Origin of the sequence: Massilia sp. ZL223, assembly GCF_018119395.1 — a bacterium.
GTDB lineage: Bacteria > Pseudomonadota > Gammaproteobacteria > Burkholderiales > Burkholderiaceae_D > Telluria.
The window spans coordinates 1-18,791 of record NZ_JAGPWD010000058.1 but is presented as its reverse complement, the minus strand read 5'-3'; the positions used below and the strand labels follow the sequence as shown (position 1 = coordinate 18,791).

At 68.6% G+C, this 18,791-nt stretch carries 13 protein-coding genes; 1 reads left to right on the top strand and 12 read right to left on the bottom strand.

Translation table 11 applies throughout. The annotated features are described in order from the left end of the window. From KBW95_RS23350 to KBW95_RS23335, 4 genes are all read right to left on the bottom strand, one after another. Nucleotides 1-981, bottom strand: a 981-nt coding sequence (locus KBW95_RS23350; RefSeq protein ID WP_211529462.1) for a sensor histidine kinase KdpD, incomplete at its 3' end; no start/stop codon positions are given. A gap of 8 nt (nt 982-989) precedes the next feature. After that, a complete protein-coding gene (locus tag KBW95_RS23345) occupies nt 990-2,459 on the bottom strand; it encodes an ATPase domain-containing protein (RefSeq protein ID WP_211524982.1) in 1,470 nt (489 codons plus the stop codon). Next, on the bottom strand, nt 2,459-2,842 hold the full coding sequence (locus tag KBW95_RS23340; protein ID WP_211524981.1) for a hypothetical protein: 384 nt from the start codon (nt 2,840-2,842) through the stop codon (nt 2,459-2,461). The genes KBW95_RS23345 and KBW95_RS23340 overlap by 1 nt, the downstream gene beginning before the upstream one ends. A gap of 193 nt (nt 2,843-3,035) precedes the next feature. Further along, entirely contained in the window at nt 3,036-4,379 is a 1,344-nt protein-coding gene (locus tag KBW95_RS23335; RefSeq protein ID WP_229429969.1) for an ATP-binding protein, read from the bottom strand. A gap of 106 nt (nt 4,380-4,485) precedes the next feature. On the opposite strand from KBW95_RS23335, the gene KBW95_RS23330 reads away from it, so the two are divergent. Next, nucleotides 4,486-6,255, top strand: a complete 1,770-nt coding sequence (locus KBW95_RS23330; protein ID WP_211524980.1) for a DUF885 family protein — start codon at nt 4,486-4,488, stop codon at nt 6,253-6,255. 194 nt (nt 6,256-6,449) lie between these two features. Here the strand turns inward: KBW95_RS23330 and KBW95_RS23325 are convergent, their stop codons facing one another. The 8 genes from KBW95_RS23325 to KBW95_RS23290 form a co-directional block, all read right to left on the bottom strand. Beyond that, the gene (locus tag KBW95_RS23325; RefSeq protein ID WP_229429968.1) at nt 6,450-6,956 is read right to left on the bottom strand and encodes a hypothetical protein; all 507 of its coding nucleotides are present in this window, start codon (nt 6,954-6,956) and stop codon (nt 6,450-6,452) included. Then, nucleotides 6,953-7,489, bottom strand: coding sequence for a peptide deformylase (gene def / locus KBW95_RS23320; protein WP_211524979.1), 537 nt, complete (start codon nt 7,487-7,489; stop codon nt 6,953-6,955). Before def ends, KBW95_RS23325 begins: the two co-directional genes overlap by 4 nt. Continuing rightward, the gene (galU, locus tag KBW95_RS23315; protein WP_211524978.1) at nt 7,486-8,379 is read right to left on the bottom strand and encodes a UTP--glucose-1-phosphate uridylyltransferase GalU; all 894 of its coding nucleotides are present in this window, start codon (nt 8,377-8,379) and stop codon (nt 7,486-7,488) included. Before galU ends, def begins: the two co-directional genes overlap by 4 nt. Before the next feature lie 10 nt (nt 8,380-8,389). Then, the gene (gene ligA, locus KBW95_RS23310; protein ID WP_211529463.1) at nt 8,390-10,699 is read right to left on the bottom strand and encodes an NAD-dependent DNA ligase LigA; all 2,310 of its coding nucleotides are present in this window, start codon (nt 10,697-10,699) and stop codon (nt 8,390-8,392) included. 39 nt (nt 10,700-10,738) lie between these two features. Next, a complete protein-coding gene (locus KBW95_RS23305) occupies nt 10,739-11,914 on the bottom strand; it encodes a cell division protein ZipA C-terminal FtsZ-binding domain-containing protein (protein WP_211529461.1) in 1,176 nt (391 codons plus the stop codon). Nucleotides 11,915-12,023: 109 nt separating this feature from the next. Continuing rightward, on the bottom strand, nt 12,024-13,796 hold the full coding sequence (locus KBW95_RS23300; protein WP_211529460.1) for a PAS domain-containing sensor histidine kinase: 1,773 nt from the start codon (nt 13,794-13,796) through the stop codon (nt 12,024-12,026). A gap of 88 nt (nt 13,797-13,884) precedes the next feature. Further along, nucleotides 13,885-17,406, bottom strand: coding sequence for a chromosome segregation protein SMC (gene smc / locus KBW95_RS23295; RefSeq protein ID WP_211529459.1), 3,522 nt, complete (start codon nt 17,404-17,406; stop codon nt 13,885-13,887). Between the two features lie 78 nt (nt 17,407-17,484). Then, the coding region (locus tag KBW95_RS23290; RefSeq protein ID WP_211529458.1) for a DUF1631 family protein at nt 17,485-18,791 on the bottom strand (1,307 nt) is incomplete at its 5' end.

Below are 18,791 nucleotides of genomic sequence, written 5' to 3'. Positions count from 1 at the left end.
CGCCGGCGGCGCCGAAGCCTCCGGCTCCGCCGGCGCATGGTCCGGCGCGAGCGGCAGGCGCACGGTGAACACGCTGCCCGCGCCGATGCCGGGGCTGGACACGCCCACCGCGCCGCCGTGCATGCCGACCAGGTTGCGCACCACGTTCAGGCCGACACCGAGCCCGCCTTCCGAACGGGCCAGCGTACGCGGCCCCTGGGTGAACAGCTCGAACACGTGCACGATGGTTTCGGGAGCCATGCCGCTGCCGTTGTCGGCGATCGTGACCACGATCTCGTCGCCGCAGTCGACCGCAAGCCGGATCCAGCCGCCGTCCTGGGTGTATTTCGACGCATTGCTCAGCAGGTTGGTGAAGACCTGGGTCAGGCGCACCGGATCGCCGTCCACCGCCACCGGCTCGGGCGGCAACCGCAGCTCGAGCCGCTGGCCGCGCTCGCGGATGCGCGGCTGTACCGTCTCGACGGCCTGGTCGATGACGGCGTTGATATCGAGCGGCTGGATGTTCAGGGTGATCTTGCCCAGGCTGAGGCGCGCCGCATCGAGCAGGTCGTCGAGCAGGTGGGCCATGTGTTCGACCTGGCGCTGGATCACCTGGCTCAGCCGGGCCTGGTGGCCGACCCCTGCGCCGCGGTCCAGCAGGCTGGCCGACATACTGATCGGCACCAGGGGATTGCGCAATTCGTGGGCCAGCATGGCCAGGAATTCGTTCTGGCGCCGGTTGGTTTCCTCGGCGTCGTCGCGCGAGGCCTGGGCGTTGACGGCGGCCATGACCAGGTTGCCGTTCGCTTCGCGCAGTTGTTCCACCAGGACTTCCAGCTCCTGCCTGCGGACGGCTTGCGCGCGCAGGGCCTCCACCTCGGCCTCCAGGGCGCCGATGCGGCCCAGCAGCATCTCCTCGCGCGTATGCGCCCCGGCAAATCCCTCTTCGTCGTTCGACAGACGCCGCAGTGAGCCGTGCTCTTCCTCCTGAAACGTCGTCATCGGCGGCCTCAGTATCCGCTGCTGCGCGCTTGCGGCAGGCCGTGCAGCACGCCCTCGAACTCGGTGCGCTGCGGATGGATGTCGAAGCCTTCGTCGTCGATGGCGTACTCGCGCAGTTCCTGGCTGTGGCCGGACCCGCGTACCTTGACCACCGAGAGGAACTTGCGCAGCTGGCCGTCGGCCTCGCCGTAGCGCATGATGACGATGGCGTCGGTCAGGTAGGCAATCTCGGCCTGGCTGATCTGGAAGCGCGTGAACTGGTCGTCCAGTCCCATCGTCACCACGGCGCTGACCCCGCGCTTGGCCAGCGAGGCCAGCATGCGGAACACCACGGTGCGCAGGCGGTCGCGGCTTTCCGGCGCCAGGTACAGGCCCAACTCGGACAGCGAATCGACCACCACGCGGGTGGCGCCGGTGCGGTCGATGGCCTGGTTCAGCTCATCGAGCAGCTCGTCGATCGTCAGGTCGATCATGCGGCTCTCGACCACGGCGACGTCCCCGGCCTGCACCAGCTGCGCCAGCTGGGCGTTGCGCAGGCGCGCCGTGCCCTTCTCGAAGGACATCACGACGCCCTTCTCGCCCTGGCGCGCGCCCTCTTGCAGGAAGCGGGTGCCGAGGATGGTCTTGCCGCAGCCGCTGGGGCCGGTCACCAGCACCGAGTGGCCCTGGGGCAAGCCGCCGTGCAGCATCTCGTCCAGGCCCGGGACGCCGGTCGAGATACGGCGCGGCTCGCGGTCCACCCCGGCGCCGGGCTGGCGGTCGTCGGCCAGCGGCGGCAGCACGCGCGGATAGACGCGCACGCCGTCGTCGGTGATACGGAAGGTGTGCGAGCCGGCCATGTGGGCCTGGCCGCGCATCTTGACCACGCGGATCTTGCGCACCACCGAGTCTTCCTCGTGCAGCTGGGCCAGCGCGATCATGCCGTCGGCCACCGTCATGATGGGATTGGCCTCGACGTCGCTATGCAGGTATTCGCCGATCAGGAAGGTGGTCGCCTGCCAGCTGGTCATGCGCGTGCCCAGCTCCTGGATGAAGTGCTGGAGGTCGGCCACGCCTTCGTTGCCGGCGCGCGCGGTCTGCGCCACCGAGCGGAAGGAATCGACGAACACCAGGCTCGGCGCGAAATCCTCCACCTCTTTCATGATGCGTTCGAGCACCCCGGAAAAGTCGCCCGCGCGCAAGTCGTCGGCCAGGTTCACGTAACGGATTGCGGTGCCGACCTTGTCGAACTGGAAGAAGCTGTACTGCTGCTGGTAGCGCAGCATCTTGAGCGGCGGCTCGCCCAGCACGGTGAAGAACAGCGCGCGCCGGTCGGCGTTGGCCAGCGAGAACATGATCTGGTGGGCCAGCGTCGTTTTCCCGCAGCCGGGCGCCCCGGCGATCAGGTTGAAGGAGAATTCGCTCAGTCCGCCCCCCAGCAGCATATCGAGTCCGGGCACCCCGGTGCTCAATTTCCCGAGGCTTACTTTATCCGTCATTACATATGCTCCTGTGCATTCTGCGCATTCCCGTCGAGCAACGCGGCGTCGACTAAACGTGTGGCCAGCGCCTGCCCGATCAGGGCGGCAAGCAGCTCGGTGAAGGTCTTGAGCAAGGCGGCGTGCGCCGCCTCGGCCTGCTCGGGGGTAACGCCGGCCAGCATGGCGTCGAGCGCGCCGACCTGCGCGTCGCAGGCCTTGCACGCGGGCGTTCCGGCAAGCCAGCGGAAGTCCGGGCCGACCAGGCGGCAAGCGCGTCCGAACAGCGCGCAAAAACCGTTGTCGCCAATCAGCGGCCCGAGCTGGACAGCCAGGCGCCGCCACGCCTGGATGAGATGGGCGTGGCCTTGCGGGCGGCCCGTGTCGCCCTTACTCGTCATCATGTCTGGGTCGCGAAACAAATTGCTGCCGTGATTGTCATTGATGGTCCATGCACGCGCGCGCGCTGTTGGTGTGCGGTGCCGTGCAATGCGGTGATCTTCTGTTCCGCGGACGGGCTCGCGCCATTATAGCCCCTGTCGTCCTCCCGCATGACAAAACTTCATGATGCACACCTGCCAAGGCTACGAAGGGGCGTCACAAACCGGCGGCCGTGCGCGCCTCGGCCACCATGGCCAGCAGCGATTCCGGCGCGGCCGGCTTGACCAGGTAGCGGTCGAACCCAGCCGCCAGCGCCCGTTCCCGGTCCTCGAGCTGGCCGTAGCCGGACAGCGCGATGGCGAATGGCGCCTGGCCGCCCGGCACCGCGCGCAAGCCCTCGATCACGCCATAGCCGTCGATGCCCGGCAGGCCGATGTCGCACACGAGCACGTCGAAGCGGCCGCCGCGCGCCCGTTCCAGCCCGGTGATGCCGTCGGACGCCGTCTCGACTTCGTGGCCGGATAATTCCAGCAGGGTGCGCAGGGTCTCGCAGGCATCGATGTTGTCTTCGATGACCAGGATGCGCGAGGGCCGCTCGCCCGCTGCGCGCGTTGGCGGCGCCTGCCATGCGGGCCGGCCCTGGGAGAGCGGCAGACGCACGGTGAAGGTGCTGCCCTGCCCCGTCCCCTGGCTGGCCGCCTCGACCCGGCCGCCGTGCATGCCGACCAGGTTGCGCACCACGCTCAGGCCCACGCCCAGCCCGCCTTCCGAACGCGCCAGCGAGCGCGGGCCCTGGGTGAACAGGTCGAAGATCTGGGGCAGCATGGCCGGATCGATGCCGGCGCCGTTGTCGCTGACGGTGACGACGGCCTGCCCGTCCTCGCGCCGCGCATTGAGCGCGATGCGGCCGCCGTCGCCGGTGTATTTCGAGGCGTTGCCCAGCAGGTTGGTGAACACCTGGGTCAGGCGCACCGCGTCGCCGTCCACCACCAGGGCTTCGGGCGCCAGGCGCACCTCGAGCTGCTGGCGGCGCTCGCGCAGGCGCGGGCCTACTGTTTCCAGCGCCTGTTCGATGGCGTCGGAAAGCAGCAAGGGTTCCAGCTTCAGGGTGATCTTGCCGCTGCTGAGGCGTGCGGCGTCGAGCAGGTCGTTGAGCAGGTGCGCCATGTGGTCCACCTGGCGCCGGATCACGCGCGAGACCTGGGCCATCTCGCCCGAATGGCCGGCCACGCTGTCGAGCAGGCTGGCCGACATGCTGAGGGGCGCCAGCGGATTGCGCAGTTCGTGGGCCAGCATGGCGAGGAATTCGTTCTGGCGGCGGCCGGTGCCGGCAACCTGCTCGCGCAGCTGCGCCGCCTCGCCTGCATGGCGGCGCAACTGTTCTACCTCGCGCGCCAGCTGGTGCCGTTCGCGCACCATGGCGCGCGTGCGCGCGAGTTCGGCCTCGAGCGCGGCCACCTGCTGGCGCAGGGCGTGCTCGGTCAGGCCGGCCGGCAGCCCGCCTTCGCCCATCTGCGCCCGCTGCTCCGAGCCGGGGCGCGATTCGCCGGAATTCGCCATTCTCTTTCGTCGTCTACTGGTTACTCGTGAGCTGTATCCATTCCCCGTTTTCCCGGCTAAGATGCATACCGCCGGGCAATAATGCTCTTTTCAAAGCGGGTGGAGAATGGATATCAAGCTGGGCGCCGTCGTCACGACGGCTTGTGTACTGCTGGGTCTTGCGATGGGGCCTGCGATGGCTCCCGCCGCGGCCGCCACGCAGGCGGACACACGGTTCAAGACAATTTACACCAAAGAGTGGAAATGGCGCGTCTCGGAAAAGCTGGCGCGCGCCGACGACGAACGCGGCGTCAGCCCGGACATCGCGCGCGTCGACGGACCGGCCCAGGAAGCGCGCCGCCTCTACTGGGAAGGCATCCTGAAAGAGCTCGACGCGATCCGCCCGGCCAACCTGTCGCCGAACGAGCGCATCAATTTTGCGGTCTACCGCGCCCAGATCGCGGCCTTCGTCGAGGCCCAGCGCTTCCGCGAATACGAGCAGCCGGTGAACGCCGACAGCGCATTCTGGACCGACGTGACCTTCGGCGCACGGCGCCCGTTCAAGAACGTGCAGGACTACCGCAACTATGTCCGCCAGCTGGAAAATCTGCCGGGTTATTTCGACCAGGAACTGGCGAACATGCGCGCAGGCCTGGCGCGCGGCTTCACGCCGCCCAGGGTGACCCTGGCCGGGCGCGAGAGCACCATCGTGTCAGTGGCCCAGGCCAGGTCGCCGCAGGAGACCGTGTTCTACACCCCGTTCAAGGACATGCCCGCGACGATTCCGGCGGCCGAGCGCGAGGCCCTGCGCGCGGCGGGCGCGGCGGCGATCCGCGACAAGGTGCAGCCGGCCTACGGCAAGGTGCTGGACTTCTTCGTCGGCGAGTATGTGCCGAAGGCGCGCACCACCCTCGCTGCCGAGAGCATGCCCGGCGGAAAAGCCTATTACCAGTCGAAGATCGTCGAGTACACCACGACCAGTCTGAGCGCCGACCAGATCCATGCGATCGGGCTGGCGGAAATGGCCAAGATCCGGGCCGAGATGCTCGAGACCATCAAGAAGACCGGCTTCGAGGGGGACCTGCCGGCCTTCCTGCAATTCCTGCGCACCGATCCGCGCTTCTACGCCAAGACGCCGGAAGAACTGCTGATGCGGGCGGCCTGGATCGCGAAGAAATTCGACGCCAAGGCGGACCAGTATTTCGGCTACCTGCCGCGCCGCCGCTTCGCCATCCTGCCGGTGCCCGACGACCAGGCGCCGTATTACACGGCGGGACGCGGCGGTCCGGGGGCCTACTGGGTCAACACCTACAACCTGCCGGCGCGTTCGCTGTACAGCCTGCCGGCCCTGACCCTGCACGAATCGGCGCCGGGTCACGCCTTCCAGATGCCGGTGGCCCAGGAGCAGAAAGGCGTGCCGCATTTCCGCCGCGCCTACATCTCGGCCTTCGGCGAGGGCTGGGCACTGTATTCGGAGCGCCTGGGAACGGAGATGGGGATGTACGAGACGCCCTACGAGGTGTTCGGCATGCTCAGCTACCAGGCCTGGCGCGCCTCGCGGCTGGTGGTCGATACCGGCATCCACGCCAAGGGATGGACGCGGGAGCAGGCGCAGGCTTACCTGATGGAGAATACGGCGCTGGCGAAGCATGAGGTGGAGACCGAGGTCGACCGCTATATCTCGTGGCCGGGGCAGGCGCTGTCGTATTACCTGGGGCAGATGGCGATCCAGGAGGCGCGGGCGCGGGCGGAGAAGGCGCTGGGACCGAAGTTCGATATCCGGAACTTCCACGATACGGTGCTGCAGCTGGGGTCGGTGCCGCTGCCGGTGCTGCAGCAGAGGATCGATGCGTTTATTGCGGCGGGTGGGAAGAGTCCGTATCCGAAGGAAAGCTGAGCTGCTGGTGTTCTTGCAAACTTGGCCGGAACAGTGCCAGTGGCACTGTTCCGGCCTTCGCCGGAACGACGGTTTTTAGGCCGGCGGTTCGCGACCACAGTTTCAGCCTGCTCCCTCAGCACGTCGTCCCGGCGAAGGCCGGGATCCAAGGTAAGCCCACATAAAAAAACGGGATGCCTCGCATCCCGTTTTTTTCACTTGGCGCCGTCAAACAGCTTAAACTTCAGCTGCACCGACACCCCGCCATACAGCCGATCCTTATACGACGGAATAATCCCCACATTCACCCCCACCCGCTGGTATTCGTAGGTCAGCGTCGGAATCGCGGCCGGAAACCACCCGCCATGGCGCATGTTCGGATAGCCGTCGAAGGCCGCCAGCGCCAGCCCGGCGCGCACCGGGCCGATCGCATACGGTTGCCAGATCACGCCCGCGTAGTTGGACCACGCCCGGTCGCTGTTATAGAAACGCCCCGCCGTCGCCGCCATGGTGCCGCTGAAGCGGTATTCCGCCGCCAACCCCTTGTTGGCTCCGTTCAGGTCCTTGTCATTATCCCAATGCGCCGTCGCGAAGCCGGTATCGAGCCAGAACTCGCTCTTCGGCGCCGCATCGATCTTGGTGAACCACTCATCCGCCTGCGCGGGGAGCGTGGCGAAACAGGCCGCGCACACGGCGGCCACATGCAGGGAAAGACGCTTCAATCGTCGGCTCCGGGGTCGAGATGGGGGAACATCACTTCGGTGAAGCCGAAGCGGGAAAAATCCTTGATGCGCATCGGGTACAGGATGCCGAGCAGGTGGTCGACCTCGTGCTGCACCACGCGCGCATGGAAGCCCTCGGCGTCGCGCACGATGCGCCGGCCGAACTGGTCGAAACCTTCGTAGTGCAGGCGCGTGTAGCGCGGCACGCTGCCGCGCAGGCCCGGCACCGACAGGCAGCCTTCGAAGCCCTCTTCCATCTCTTCGGAGAGCGGCGTCAGCACCGGGTTGATCAGGACCGTCTCCGGCACCGGCGGCGCGTCCGGATAGCGCTGGTTGTTAGCGAAGCCGAAGATCACCAGCTGCAGGTTGATGCCGATCTGCGGCGCCGCCAGGCCGGCGCCACTGGCGGCGTGCATGGTCTCGAACATGTCGGCGATCAGCGCGTGCAGCTCGGGCGTGTCGAACTCGCGCACCGGCTCGGCCACCCGCAGCAGGCGCGGGTCGCCCATGCGCAGGATCCCGCGCACGCTCATGGCGCGCCCCGTCCTTCCAGCAGGCTGGCCAGGCAGGCGCGGAAGCCTTCGGCCGTCTCCGGATGCTTGAGGCCGATGGCGGCGGTCGCCTTCAGGTAGCCCAGCTTGGAGCCGCAATCGTAGCGCTGGCCCGCGTAGCGGTAGGCCAGCACGCGCTCCTGCTTCATCAGCGAGGCGATGCCGTCGGTGAGCTGGATCTCGCCGCCCGCGCCCGTGCCCAGGTTTTCCAGGTGGTCGAAAATGGCGCCCGACAGCACGTAGCGGCCGACCACGGCCAGGGTCGACGGGGCGACCTCGGGCTGCGGCTTCTCGACGATGCCCGACACCAGCTCCAGGTCGGTGCGGTAAGCCGATGCGCTGACGATGCCGTACTGGCGGGTATGCTCGCGCGGCACGTCCTGCACCGCCAGGATGCTGCTGCGCTCGTAGGCGTAGACGTCGGCCATCTGGGCCAGCACCGGCTTGTGGCCGGCCGCGCTGTCCATGAAGTCGTCGGCCAGCAGCACCGCGAAGGGTTCGTTGCCAATCACCGGGCGCGCGCACAGCACCGCGTGGCCCAGGCCCAGGGGCGCGGACTGGCGGATGTAGATGCAGGTGACGTTCTTCGGGATCACATTGCGCACCACTTCGAGCAGCGCGTGCTTGCCGGCCTGCTCGAGCTCCGATTCGAGTTCGTAGGCCTTATCGAAGTGGTCCTCGATGGCGCGCTTGTTGCGGCCGGTGATGAAGACCAGCTCGGTCACGCCGGCGGCCACCGCCTCCTCGACCGCGTACTGGATCAGCGGCTTGTCGACGATGGGCAGCATTTCCTTCGGTTGCGCCTTGGTCGCCGGCAGGAAGCGGCTGCCCAGGCCGGCGACGGGGAAGACGGCTTTGCGGATCAGGCTCATGGCGATACCTTCATGTGTTCAGCAGGGCCAGCAGGCCTGCTTCGTCCAGGACCGTGACGCCCAGTTCCTCGGCCTTGGCGAGCTTGCTGCCCGCTTCAGCCCCGGCGACCACGTAGGAGGTTTTCTTCGACACCGAACCCGAGACCTTGCCGCCGGCCTGCTCGATCAGCGCGCCGGCCGCATCGCGGCTCATGGTCGGCAGGGTGCCGGTCAGCACGAAGGTCTTGCCGGTGAGCGGTCCCGTGGCTTCCTGGGCCGCCTCGGGCAGCTGGGCCAGCAGTTCCTGGCGCAGCGCGGAGAGCTTGCCGAGCATCTCGCGGTTGGCCGGCACCGCCATCCATTCCTCCAGCGAGGCCGCCACATTGGCCGGCAGGCCGAACACGCCGAATACCTTCAGGTGGGCCAGCGACTCTAGGGTCTGGCCTTCCTGCACCAGCTGGCGGGCGCGCGGCTCGGTCAGCTTCGGGATTCCCAGCGCGGCCAGCAGCGTGACCTCGTCGAGCTTCTCGCGCAGCTGGGCCTTGGGGGCATGCTCGCCTTGCGGCGTCACGCCCGCGGCCAGCAGCGCGTCGATGGCTTTCTGGTTCTTTTCTTCGGCGAAGAATTCGGCGATGGCCTCGGCCACGGTGCCGCCGATGTCGGGCAGCACGCGCAGCAGCGCGGCCGGGGCGCGGCGGACCAGCTCGAAGCGGCCCAGCCAGTCGGCCAGGGTCTTGCCGGTCGATTCGCCGACGTGGCGGATGCCGAGGGCGAACAGCAGGCGCTCCAGCGGCGGCTGCTTGCTGGCCTTGATCGCGTCCAGCAGGTTGTCGGCCCACTTGGTTGCGACCTTGCCGTTCTTGACTGTCTCGGGCGTGGTGCCGTCGCGCTCGTCCGCGAGGCGCTTCATCTTGAGCAGGTCGTCCAGGGTGAGCTTGAACAGGTCGGATACGCCGTGGATCAGGCCGCACTCGACCAGGCTGTCGATGTAGCGGTCGCCCAAGCCTTCGATGTCCATCATGCGGCGGCCGGCGAAGTGGCGGATCGCTTCCTTGCGCTGGGCGGCGCAGGTCAGGCCGCCAGAGCAGCGCGCCACGGCCTCGCCCTCTTCGCGCACCACGTGCGAACCGCATACCGGGCAGGTCCTGGGCAATTCGTACATCGGCGCCAGCGGCTGCGGACGGCGCTCCAGCACCACCGACAGCACCTCGGGAATCACGTCGCCGGCGCGGCGCACCACGACCGTGTCGCCCACGCGCACGTCCTTGCGGCGCACTTCGTCTTCGTTGTGCAGGGTGGCGTTGGTGACGGTCACGCCGCCCACCGAGACCGGGGTCAGGCGCGCCACCGGCGTGATGGCGCCGGTGCGGCCCACCTGCACGTCGATGGCCTGCACCGTGGTCAGGGCTTCCTCGGCCGGAAATTTATGGGCCAGGGCGAAGCGCGGCGCACGCGAGACAAAGCCCAGGCGGGCCTGGTCGGCCACCTTGTCGACCTTGTAGACCACGCCGTCGATTTCGTAGGGCAGCTGCTTGCGCTTGGCGCCGATCGAACTGAAGTAGTCCAGCATGCCTTTGCAGCCGGTGACCACCGCGCGCTCTTTCGACACCGGCAGGCCGAGGCGGTCGAACCAGTCCAGCACCGCCGAATGCGATGCCGGCAGCTCGGCGCCTTCCAGCAGGCCGATGCCGTAGGCGAAGAAACGGAGCTTGCGCTGGGCCGTGATGCGGGCGTCGAGCTGGCGCAGGCTGCCGGCGGCGGCATTGCGCGGGTTCGCGAATTCCTTCTGGCCGGCGTCGCGCTGGCGCTGGTTCAGGCTGTCGAAGTCCTGCTTGAACATCAGCACTTCGCCGCGTACTTCCAGCACCTCCGGGAGGTCGGCGCCGTGCAGGCGCAGCGGAATCACCTTGATGGTGCGGATGTTGGCCGTGACGTCCTCGCCCGTGTAGCCGTCGCCGCGGGTGGCGGCCTGCACGAACACGCCGTTCTCGTAGCGCAGGCTGATCGCCAGGCCGTCGAACTTCAGCTCGGCCGCATACTCGACCTGGTGCTTGTCCAGGCCGTCGCGCACGCGGCGGTCGAAGTTGTCGATGTCTTCATCGGAGAAGCCGTTGTTCAGCGACAGCATCGGCAACGCGTGCGTCACCTGCTTGAACTCGGGGATCGGCGCCGCGCCCACGCGGAAGGTGGGCGAGTCGTTGGTCACCGCCGCGGGGTGGGCGGCTTCCAGCTGCTGGAGCTCGACGAACATGCGGTCGTACTCGGCGTCCGGAATCGTCGGCGCGTCGAGCACGTGGTAGTTATAGATGTGGCGGTTGAGTTCCTCGACCAGCCACTTCATGCGGGCAATCGGATCCAGGTTGGCCGTCACGGTTCACCCTCAGCTGAACAGGCGCAGCGCGCGGGTCGAGCCGGCCGGGATGTCCGAGGCCTCCATCTCCTGGTAGAACTCGTCGACCTGGCCCTTGATCGCTTCCAGCGCTTCGTCCATCAGCGGCTGGTCGCTGTCGTCGACGATGGTCGCATCCAGGCGCGCGGTCAGGGCCTTGGCGCAGGCGACCATGGCGCCGAAGCCGTCGCGGGCCGGGGCCACGCAAGGCACGTCCAGCAGCAGGGTCAGGCGCGAGGTGGTGTCCGCGCCCAGGGTCACGTTGGTCGACAGGGTGAACAGCACACCGCCCTCGCCGTCGGGCATGGCGAAGCGGCCGTCCGGACGCACGTCGAAGCCCTGGTTTTCCAGCGCCCCGATCAGGGTCGAGATAGCCCAGGGCGCGCCGTTGGCGGCCAGGTTCACGCCCAGCTGGGCGTCGTGGCCCGCCACGAAGCGGTGCAGGGTGCGCGCCTCGCTCATGACCTCGATCATGTCCGGCACTTCCGGGGTGGCGCCGATTTCGTCGGCCACCGCGTGCAGGCGGGTGACCAGCTCGGAGTATTCGATCTCGTTCAGGGCCGTGGTGCGGGTGGCCATCTGCACGCCGGCCTGCAGCTTGGTGTAGACGCCGCCGTGCACGATCGGCTCCCAGTCGCCGCTGACGGCGAAGCCGATGTAGTGGATCGGCTTGCTGCCGACGCGGCGCAGCTTGTGCAGCGAAGGCAGGATCTTGTCGCCGCGAACAGGCGCTTCCAGGGTCAGCGGGATCAGGCAGTCGATCAGCGGATCGACCAGGCATTCCGCCAGCTCGGCGGGCGGCATGTCGGGCTTGGTGCCCGGCAGCGTCACCGCGGGCGCAGACGAGGACGACGCGGCGGGAGCGGCGGACGGCGCTGGCGCGGAGGGCGCGAGCGGCGCGCCGGCATCCGGCGACAGCGGCGACAAGGGGGCCAGGGGCGGCTCGGCCGACAGGTCGAGCACGGGCTCCTGGCGCTGCCGGCCGTCGGCCTCTTCCTCGCCCAGCGCCGGCTCGGCGCCACTGCGCATCAGGACATCGTCATGGTCCGAGGCGAACGCGCGCTCGACGCTCTTCCTGGCCTTGTACTCCTGCCATTTGTTATAGGTGATGACGCCGACGACGAACACGCCGCCGGCCGCGATCAGGCTCATTTGGAAATCTGTCATGCTGCTTATGCCTCAGTAGCGAATGCTGCGATTCATTCATTAGGATGGCCCCGCCGCGTCATGCGGAATATGCGGGACATGCCATCATACCAACTCCCCGTGCCCGGCGCTACGGCGCGGGCGCACGCTCCAGCGGCAGGCTGACCACGACCGTGCAGCCCTTGCCCTCCCCTTCGCTGTGCAGCGCGACCTGCCCGCCATGCAGCTGGACCAGGCTGCGCACCAGCGCCAGGCCGATGCCCAAGCCGCCCTGGGAGCGGTCGGGCGTGCGTTTTCCCTGCCGGAATAGCTCGAAGGCGCCGGCGGCCAGCTCGGGCGACATGCCGATGCCGTTGTCGCGCACCGCGATCCGCGCCGCCGCGCCGTCCAGCTCCAAGGCCAGTTCGATGCGGCCGCCTTCCGGCGTGTACTTGGCCGCGTTCGACAGCAGGTTGGACATCACCTGCACCAGGCGCTTGCGGTCGCCGTGCACCATCGCGTGGCCGGCATGGTCCGCCACCGCCAGCCGGTGTCCGCGGGCCTCGATCAGCGGACGCGCCTGCTCGACCGCCTCGTCGGCCAGCAGGCGCAGCGCGACATGTTCACGGTCCAGGGTGATCATGCCGCGCGTCACCCGCGACACATCCAGCAGGTCGTCGATCAGGCCGGTCATGTGGGCGGTCTGGCGCGCGATGACGCGCCCGATGTGCTCGATGCGCGCCGAGTCGCCGTTGACCAGCGGCAGCAGCGAGGCGGCGGTGCGGATCGGCGCCAGCGGATTGCGCAGCTCGTGGCTCAGCATGGCCAGGAACTCGTCCTTGCGCTGGTCGGCCACGCGCAGGGCGTCCTGGGTCAGCTTCTGTTCGTGGATGTCGGTGCAGGTTCCCATCCAGCGCCGGATCGCGCCGTCCTCGCCATAGACCGGCAGCGCGCGGCCCAGCACCCAGCGCCAGGCGCCGCTGTGGTGGCGCAGGCGGTACTCGACCTCATAGGGCTCGCCGGTGGCGAGCGAATGGCGCCAGCGCTCCCAGGCCAGCCCCTGGTCCTCGGGATGGAACATGCCGTTCCAGCCCTCGCCATCGGTGTCGCCCGGCGTGGCCCCGGTGAACTGGTACCACTGGTCGTTGTAGTAGTCGTGGTAGCCGTCCGGCAGCGTGCTCCAGACCATCTGCGGCATGGCGTTGGTGATGGCCCTGAACTTGGCCTCCATGTCGGCGAAGGCGCGTTCGGCGTGGCGCATGGCGGAGACGTCGAGCACGAAGCACACTCCCTGGCCGGGGTCGTCCTGGTCGGCTGCCCCGCCCACGAACACCGGCACGCGCGAACCGTCGCGGTGATAAAACTCCTTCTCGAAGGGCTCCACCGCGCCGTCCGCGCTGAGCCGGGCCAGCGATGCTTCGTCGGCGGCCACCCACTCGTCGGGCGTGAGGGCGCGCCAGGACAAGCCGCGCGCCATGTCGGCGCGGTCCAGTCCCAGCATGGAAAGAAAGGCGTCGTTGCAGTCGATGACGCGGCCGTCCTGGTGGTAGCGCACCACGCCGATCAGGCTCGTTTCGCCCAGACGCCCCAGGGCGTCCTGCTGCGCCGGCTGGCCCACGCACAGGGCGCCGGCAATGGCGCCGCCGGCGTCGCGCACCGGCGATACGGTCAGGCGCAGGCGGCCGCCGGGCAGCTCGAGCAGGACCGCGCCGTGGGGCAGCCGGCCTTCCATGACCGCCTCCAGCAGCATGCGCAGCGATGCGCATTCGCCCTGCCCCAGCGCCGCCGCCAGGGCGGCATTCGGCGCCAGGTCCATGGAGCCGCGCGCCGCCACGCCCATCGGCATGGGCGAATCGAGCGCCAGCCGCAGGGCGGACTGCAGCGCTTCCGGGCTGGCGGCAAGTGGGGATACGGCAAAGGTCATCGAGGGATCAGGAGCGGACGGGGCGCGGCGAGTGTAGCACAGCGGACAACACATCCCGAACACTGCAGCCCTCCCCGAGCCCCTTTTCTCAGGCGGCGGCCAGGTCGGCGGCCGACTCCATGTCCACCGCCACGATGCGCGACACACCCTGTTCCTGCATGGTCACGCCGATCAGCTGGCTGGCCATCTCCATCGCGATCTTGTTGTGCGAAATGAAGAGGAACTGGGTGTGCTCGGACATGCGCTTGACCATGCGGCAGAAGCGCTCGGTATTGGCGTCGTCGAGCGGCGCGTCGACCTCGTCCAGCAGGCAGAACGGGGCTGGATTCAGGCGGAACATCGAGAACACCAGCGCGGTCGCGGTCAGCGCTTTCTCGCCGCCGGACAGCAGGTGGATGGTGGCGTTCTTCTTGCCCGGCGGCTGGGCCATCACCTGCACGCCCGCATCCAGGATCTCGTCGCCGGTCATCACCAGTTTCGCGTTGCCGCCGCCGAACAGGATCGGGAACAGTTCCGAGAAGTGGCCGTTGACGCGGTCGAAGGTGTCCTGCAGCAGCTCGCGGGTTTCGCGGTCGATGCGGTGGATCGCGTCTTCCAGGGTGGCGATGGCTTCCTGCAGGTCGGCGTTCTGCGAATCGAGGAAGCGCTTGCGTTCGGTGGCCGTGGCCAGTTCCTCGACCGCCGCCAGGTTGACGGCGCCCAGCGCGGAAATGGCATTGGTCAGGCGCGTGACCTCGCCCTGCAGCCAGGACGGTTTCATCTCGGGGTCGAGCTTTTCGGCCAGCGCGGCGATGGCCTCGGCATCGGCGCCGGTGGCGGCCAGGGCCTCGGCATACTGCTCCTGGTTCAGGCGCGCGGCCTGTTCCTTGAGCTGCATCTCGGTGATGCGGTCGCGCTGCGGCTGCAGGCTGCGCTCGGCCTGCATGCGGCTTTCCTCGGCGTGGCGCAGCTGCTGTGTGATCTGGTCCAGCTCGTGGCGCGCGTCGGCCAGGGCGCGCTCCTGGGCCGTGCGGCGGTCCAGCAGTTCCTGCAGGCCTTCGTGGGCGGTGCCGGCTTCCAGCGCCTCCAGTTCCAGCTTGCCCTGGGCCAGGCTGGCGGCCACCTGCTCGGCCTGGGTGGCGGCGGTGGCGATATTGCGGCGCAGTTCCTCGATGCGGGCGCGCTGCGAACGCTCGGCGAACTGGGCTTCCTGCGCGCTGCGCTCGAGCTCGCGCAGTTTCTCGCGCGCCTCGGTCAGCATGCGTTCGCGGTCGAGGAAGGCGGTCTGGCCGTCCTCGTGGGCGCCCTGCAGCTCGGCCAGTTCCATGTCGAGCTGTTCGAACTCTTGTTCCGCCTCGGCAGCGGCCTGGCGCTGCTCGGCTTCCTGGGCGGCGATCTCGGACAGGTCGGCCGCGATCTGGCCGCTGCGCTGGTTGAAGCGGGCTTCGATCTCGCTCTGCTTGAGCACTTCGATCTGCAGCGCGTGCACGTCGCGCGTCAGGCTGCCGACGCGCTGGCGCGCATCCTGCAGGCGGCGCTGCAAGTCGCTGACGGCGGCGTCGGCGCGGGTGGCGCGGGCGCGCGCTTCGTCCGCCAGCAGGGCCTGGGCGCGCAGCTGTTTACCGATGTTGTCGATCTCGTGCTGGCGCGCCAGCATGCCGTCCTGCTCGGCGTCCGGGGCGTGGAAGCGCACCGCCGACTGGGTCACGATGTGGCCCTGGCGCGTGACGAAGCAGCCGCCCCGCGGCAGGCGCGCGCGCTCGGCGAAGGCGTCCGCCGTGTGCTCGGCCACGAAGACGTGGTGCAGCCAGTCGTTCAGCACGCCGCGCACGCCCGGGTCGTTCAGGCGCAGCAGGCTGGCCAGGGGTTTCAGGCCCGGGACCTCGGCGGCCGACGGGGCGCCCGGCTGGGGCGCATACAGGGCCAGGCGCGCGGGCGGCGCATCGCTGAAGAAGGCCTTGGCCCAGTCGATGTTCGACATCTCCAGGGCGCCGGAGCGTTCGCGCAGCACGGCTTCGAGCGCGGTTTCCCAGCCCTCTTCGATGTCGAGCTTCTGCCACAGGCGCGGCAGCTTGGACAGTTCGTGCTTTTCCAGCCATGGCTGGACCTTGCCCTGGGTCTGGACCCGGTCCTGCATCTGGCGCAGCGCGCTCAAACGCGCTTCCAGCTGGGCGCTGGCGGCGCTTTCGCTGGTTACCAGCGCGTGGGCTTCCTTGCGTTCCTGCTCGACCGCATCCTGGCGCGCCGTGGCGTCGTCCAGCAGCATGGTCTGCTCTTCCAGCGCCAGCTGCTTTTCCTCCAGCTGCATGCGCAGGTTGTCGAGGGTGGCGCTGTCGGGCAGGTTCAGGCCATTGCGTTCCTGCTGCAGGCGCTCGCGGCGCGCGGCCAGGCTGGTGAGGATATTGGCGGCGTTGCGCTGGTGGGCCGAGGACAGCTCGATGCGCTGCTGCACCTGCATGATGCGGGCGCGCGATTCGGTCGACTTTTCCTGGGCTGCGCGCCAGGCGCTTTCCAGCTCGGGCAGGCGTTCGTTGTGGACCTCGACCGCGATCTGGGCGCCTTCCGCGCGCGCGGCCAGTTCCTCCAGCTGCATCCCGGCTTCCTCGAGCTGCTCGCGGGTTTCCTGCTCCTGCGCCAGCCACTGGTCGCGCTGGGCGGCCAGGGTGCCGAGCTGGTTCTGCAGGCGGGTGCGCGACTCGACCACGAACTTGATCTGGGCTTCCAGGCTGCCGATCTCGGAATTGGTCCGGTACAGCGCGCCCTGCGCCTGGTGCAGGCGGTCGCCGGTGGAAAAGTGGGCCTGGCGCATGTGCTCGAGCTCGAGCTCCACATTGCGCAGCTTGGCGGTCTGTTCTTCCAGGCCGGTCTGGGCTTCTTCCATGTCCTTGAAGAAGCGCGCCTGCTCGGCCTTGGCTTCGTTCTTGCGCAGCAGCCACAGCAGCTTCTGCTTTTCTTCCTGGTCGGCCTGCAGCTGGTGGAAGCGCTTGGCCACCGCGGCCTGGGCTTCCAGCTTTTCCAGGTTGGCGTTCAGCTCGCGCAGGATGTCTTCCACGCGCAGCAGGTTCTCGCGTGTGTCCGACAGGCGGTTCTCGGTCTCGCGGCGGCGCTCCTTGTACTTGGAGACGCCGGCGGCTTCCTCCAGGAAGACGCGCAGCTCTTCGGGACGCGATTCGATGATGCGGGCGATCATGCCCTGGCCGATGATGGCGTAGGCGCGCGGGCCCAGGCCGGTGCCAAGGAAGATGTCCTGGATGTCGCGCCGGCGCACCGGCTGGCTGTTGATGTAATAGGTGGAGGTGCCGTCGCGCGTCAGGGTGCGCTTGACCGCGATCTCGGCATACTGCCCCCACTGGCCGGCGGCCTTGCCGGCGCTGTTGTCGAACACCAGCTCGACCGAGGCGCGGCCGGCCGGCTTGCGGTGGGTCGAGCCGTTGAAGATCACGTCCTGCATCGACTCGCCGCGCAGCTCCGAGGCTTTCGATTCGCCCAGCACCCAGCGCACCGCGTCGATGATGTTGGACTTGCCGCAGCCGTTCGGGCCGACCACGCCGACGAGTTGTCCCGGTACCTGGAAATTGGTGGGATCGACGAAAGACTTAAATCCCGACAATTTAATGGAAGAGAGGCGCACGTTTCTTCGGCAGCGAGGCTAGCGATAAAACATGAATCATATCACTGGTGCTTGCTCTGGGAGCAAGAATCGTGCGTCCTAAGCCACTGCGGCGCCCGGGTCGTTGACGGCGCCCTGCCCCACGGCCTCGCTCAGCACGCGGCCGACCACGCCCTCCGGCGCCAGGACCTTGATGCCGCCGCTGCGGAAAGCCTCGGCCAGGCGCTCGGCCGGCAGCGAAAACGCTTCCTGGCGGCCCGCGCCCGAGAAGATGAACAGGGTGCGCAGCGGGCTGACCCAGGCCAGCTTGACCTTGCGCACGCCGCCGCCGGTGGCGAACTCCAGGCGCATGCCGCGCTCCAGGGCGGCCAGGGCGCTGGCGGCCGGGTCGGCGTCTTCCTGGGCCGCCAGCTCGGCCTCGGCCGCCTCCGCTTGTTCGTGGGCGATGCGGCGCAGCGCGTCCTGCTGGGCGGCTTCCATCGCCAGTTCCAGCTGGCGCTCGGGCGACAGCTCGATCGGGGCGCGCACGATGGAGGCGTGGTATTCGGCCAGCCCGGCAAAGAATTGCAGGCGCTCCGCATCCTGCCAGCGCAGCGCGTCCAGCCATTTATTGAGCGTCGTGAGCAGGCCAGGCAAGGCCTTGATCAGGGCCTTGCGCTGCTCCTGGGTGGCCTTGGGCTTGACGCTCCAGATCAGGTCGTCCATGGCGCGGGTGGCATTGTCGACCGCGCCCGGCTTGCTTTCTTCGATGCTGTAGGCCAGCGCCAGGACCGGGGTCCAGCGCTGCTCCAGGAAGCCGGACACCAGGGCCACCACGTCTTCGCCGGCCAGGCGCACCGAGACCGCGCGTTGCGCGGAGCGCTGGGCGGCCGCCTGCTTTTCGATGCGCGTGGCCTGGGCGATGGGGCCGGCGATGGCCGCCTGCTCGGCCTGTTCGCGGGCGGCCAGGCCGGCTTCCAGCTCGGCCAGGGCGGCCGCGAACTCGGGCTGGTCCTGGGCGGCGATGCGGCCGACGCTGCTGCGCATCGCGTTCAGCAAAGGATCGTCGCTGGACAGCGGCTGCTCCCAGCCGGCCCTGGACAGCAGGTCGAGCATGCGCCGCGCGGGGTGGGCTTCCTCGAAGAAGAAGTTGCGGTCGCGTAGCGCGGCCTTCAGCACCGGCACCTGCAGGAACTCGATCAGCTTGCGGGTCTCGGGCGGGATGCTGTCGTCCAGCAGCACGGTTTCGAAAATGCGCGACAGCAGGTCGAGCGTAGTTTCGTCGCCGCGCGACAGGCTGCCTTTGGGGAGATCGGCGCGCAGGCGCGGCAGGTAGAAGACCTTGTGCGCAGCCGCGCCGGCCGTGTCGCCGGCCGGACCGGCCGCAGCGCCCGCCGGGGCCATCCTGGCCAGGACCTCGAGCAAAG

Bases quoted from the DNA above. Each gene is read 5' to 3' on its own strand.
- KBW95_RS23345 (WP_211524982.1), bottom strand. From the start codon at position 2,459: ATGACGGATAAAGTAAGCCTCGGGAAATTGAGCACCGGGGTGCCCGGA.
- KBW95_RS23340 (WP_211524981.1), bottom strand. From the start codon at position 2,842: ATGATGACGAGTAAGGGCGACACGGGCCGCCCGCAAGGCCACGCCCAT.
- KBW95_RS23335 (WP_229429969.1), bottom strand. From the start codon at position 4,379: ATGGCGAATTCCGGCGAATCGCGCCCCGGCTCGGAGCAGCGGGCGCAG.
- KBW95_RS23330 (WP_211524980.1), top strand. From the start codon at position 4,486: ATGGATATCAAGCTGGGCGCCGTCGTCACGACGGCTTGTGTACTGCTG.
- def (WP_211524979.1), bottom strand. From the start codon at position 7,489: ATGAGCGTGCGCGGGATCCTGCGCATGGGCGACCCGCGCCTGCTGCGG.
- galU (WP_211524978.1), bottom strand. From the start codon at position 8,379: ATGAGCCTGATCCGCAAAGCCGTCTTCCCCGTCGCCGGCCTGGGCAGC.
- ligA (WP_211529463.1), bottom strand. From the start codon at position 10,699: ATGAAGTGGCTGGTCGAGGAACTCAACCGCCACATCTATAACTACCAC.
- KBW95_RS23305 (WP_211529461.1), bottom strand. From the start codon at position 11,914: ATGACAGATTTCCAAATGAGCCTGATCGCGGCCGGCGGCGTGTTCGTC.
- KBW95_RS23300 (WP_211529460.1), bottom strand. From the start codon at position 13,796: ATGACCTTTGCCGTATCCCCACTTGCCGCCAGCCCGGAAGCGCTGCAG.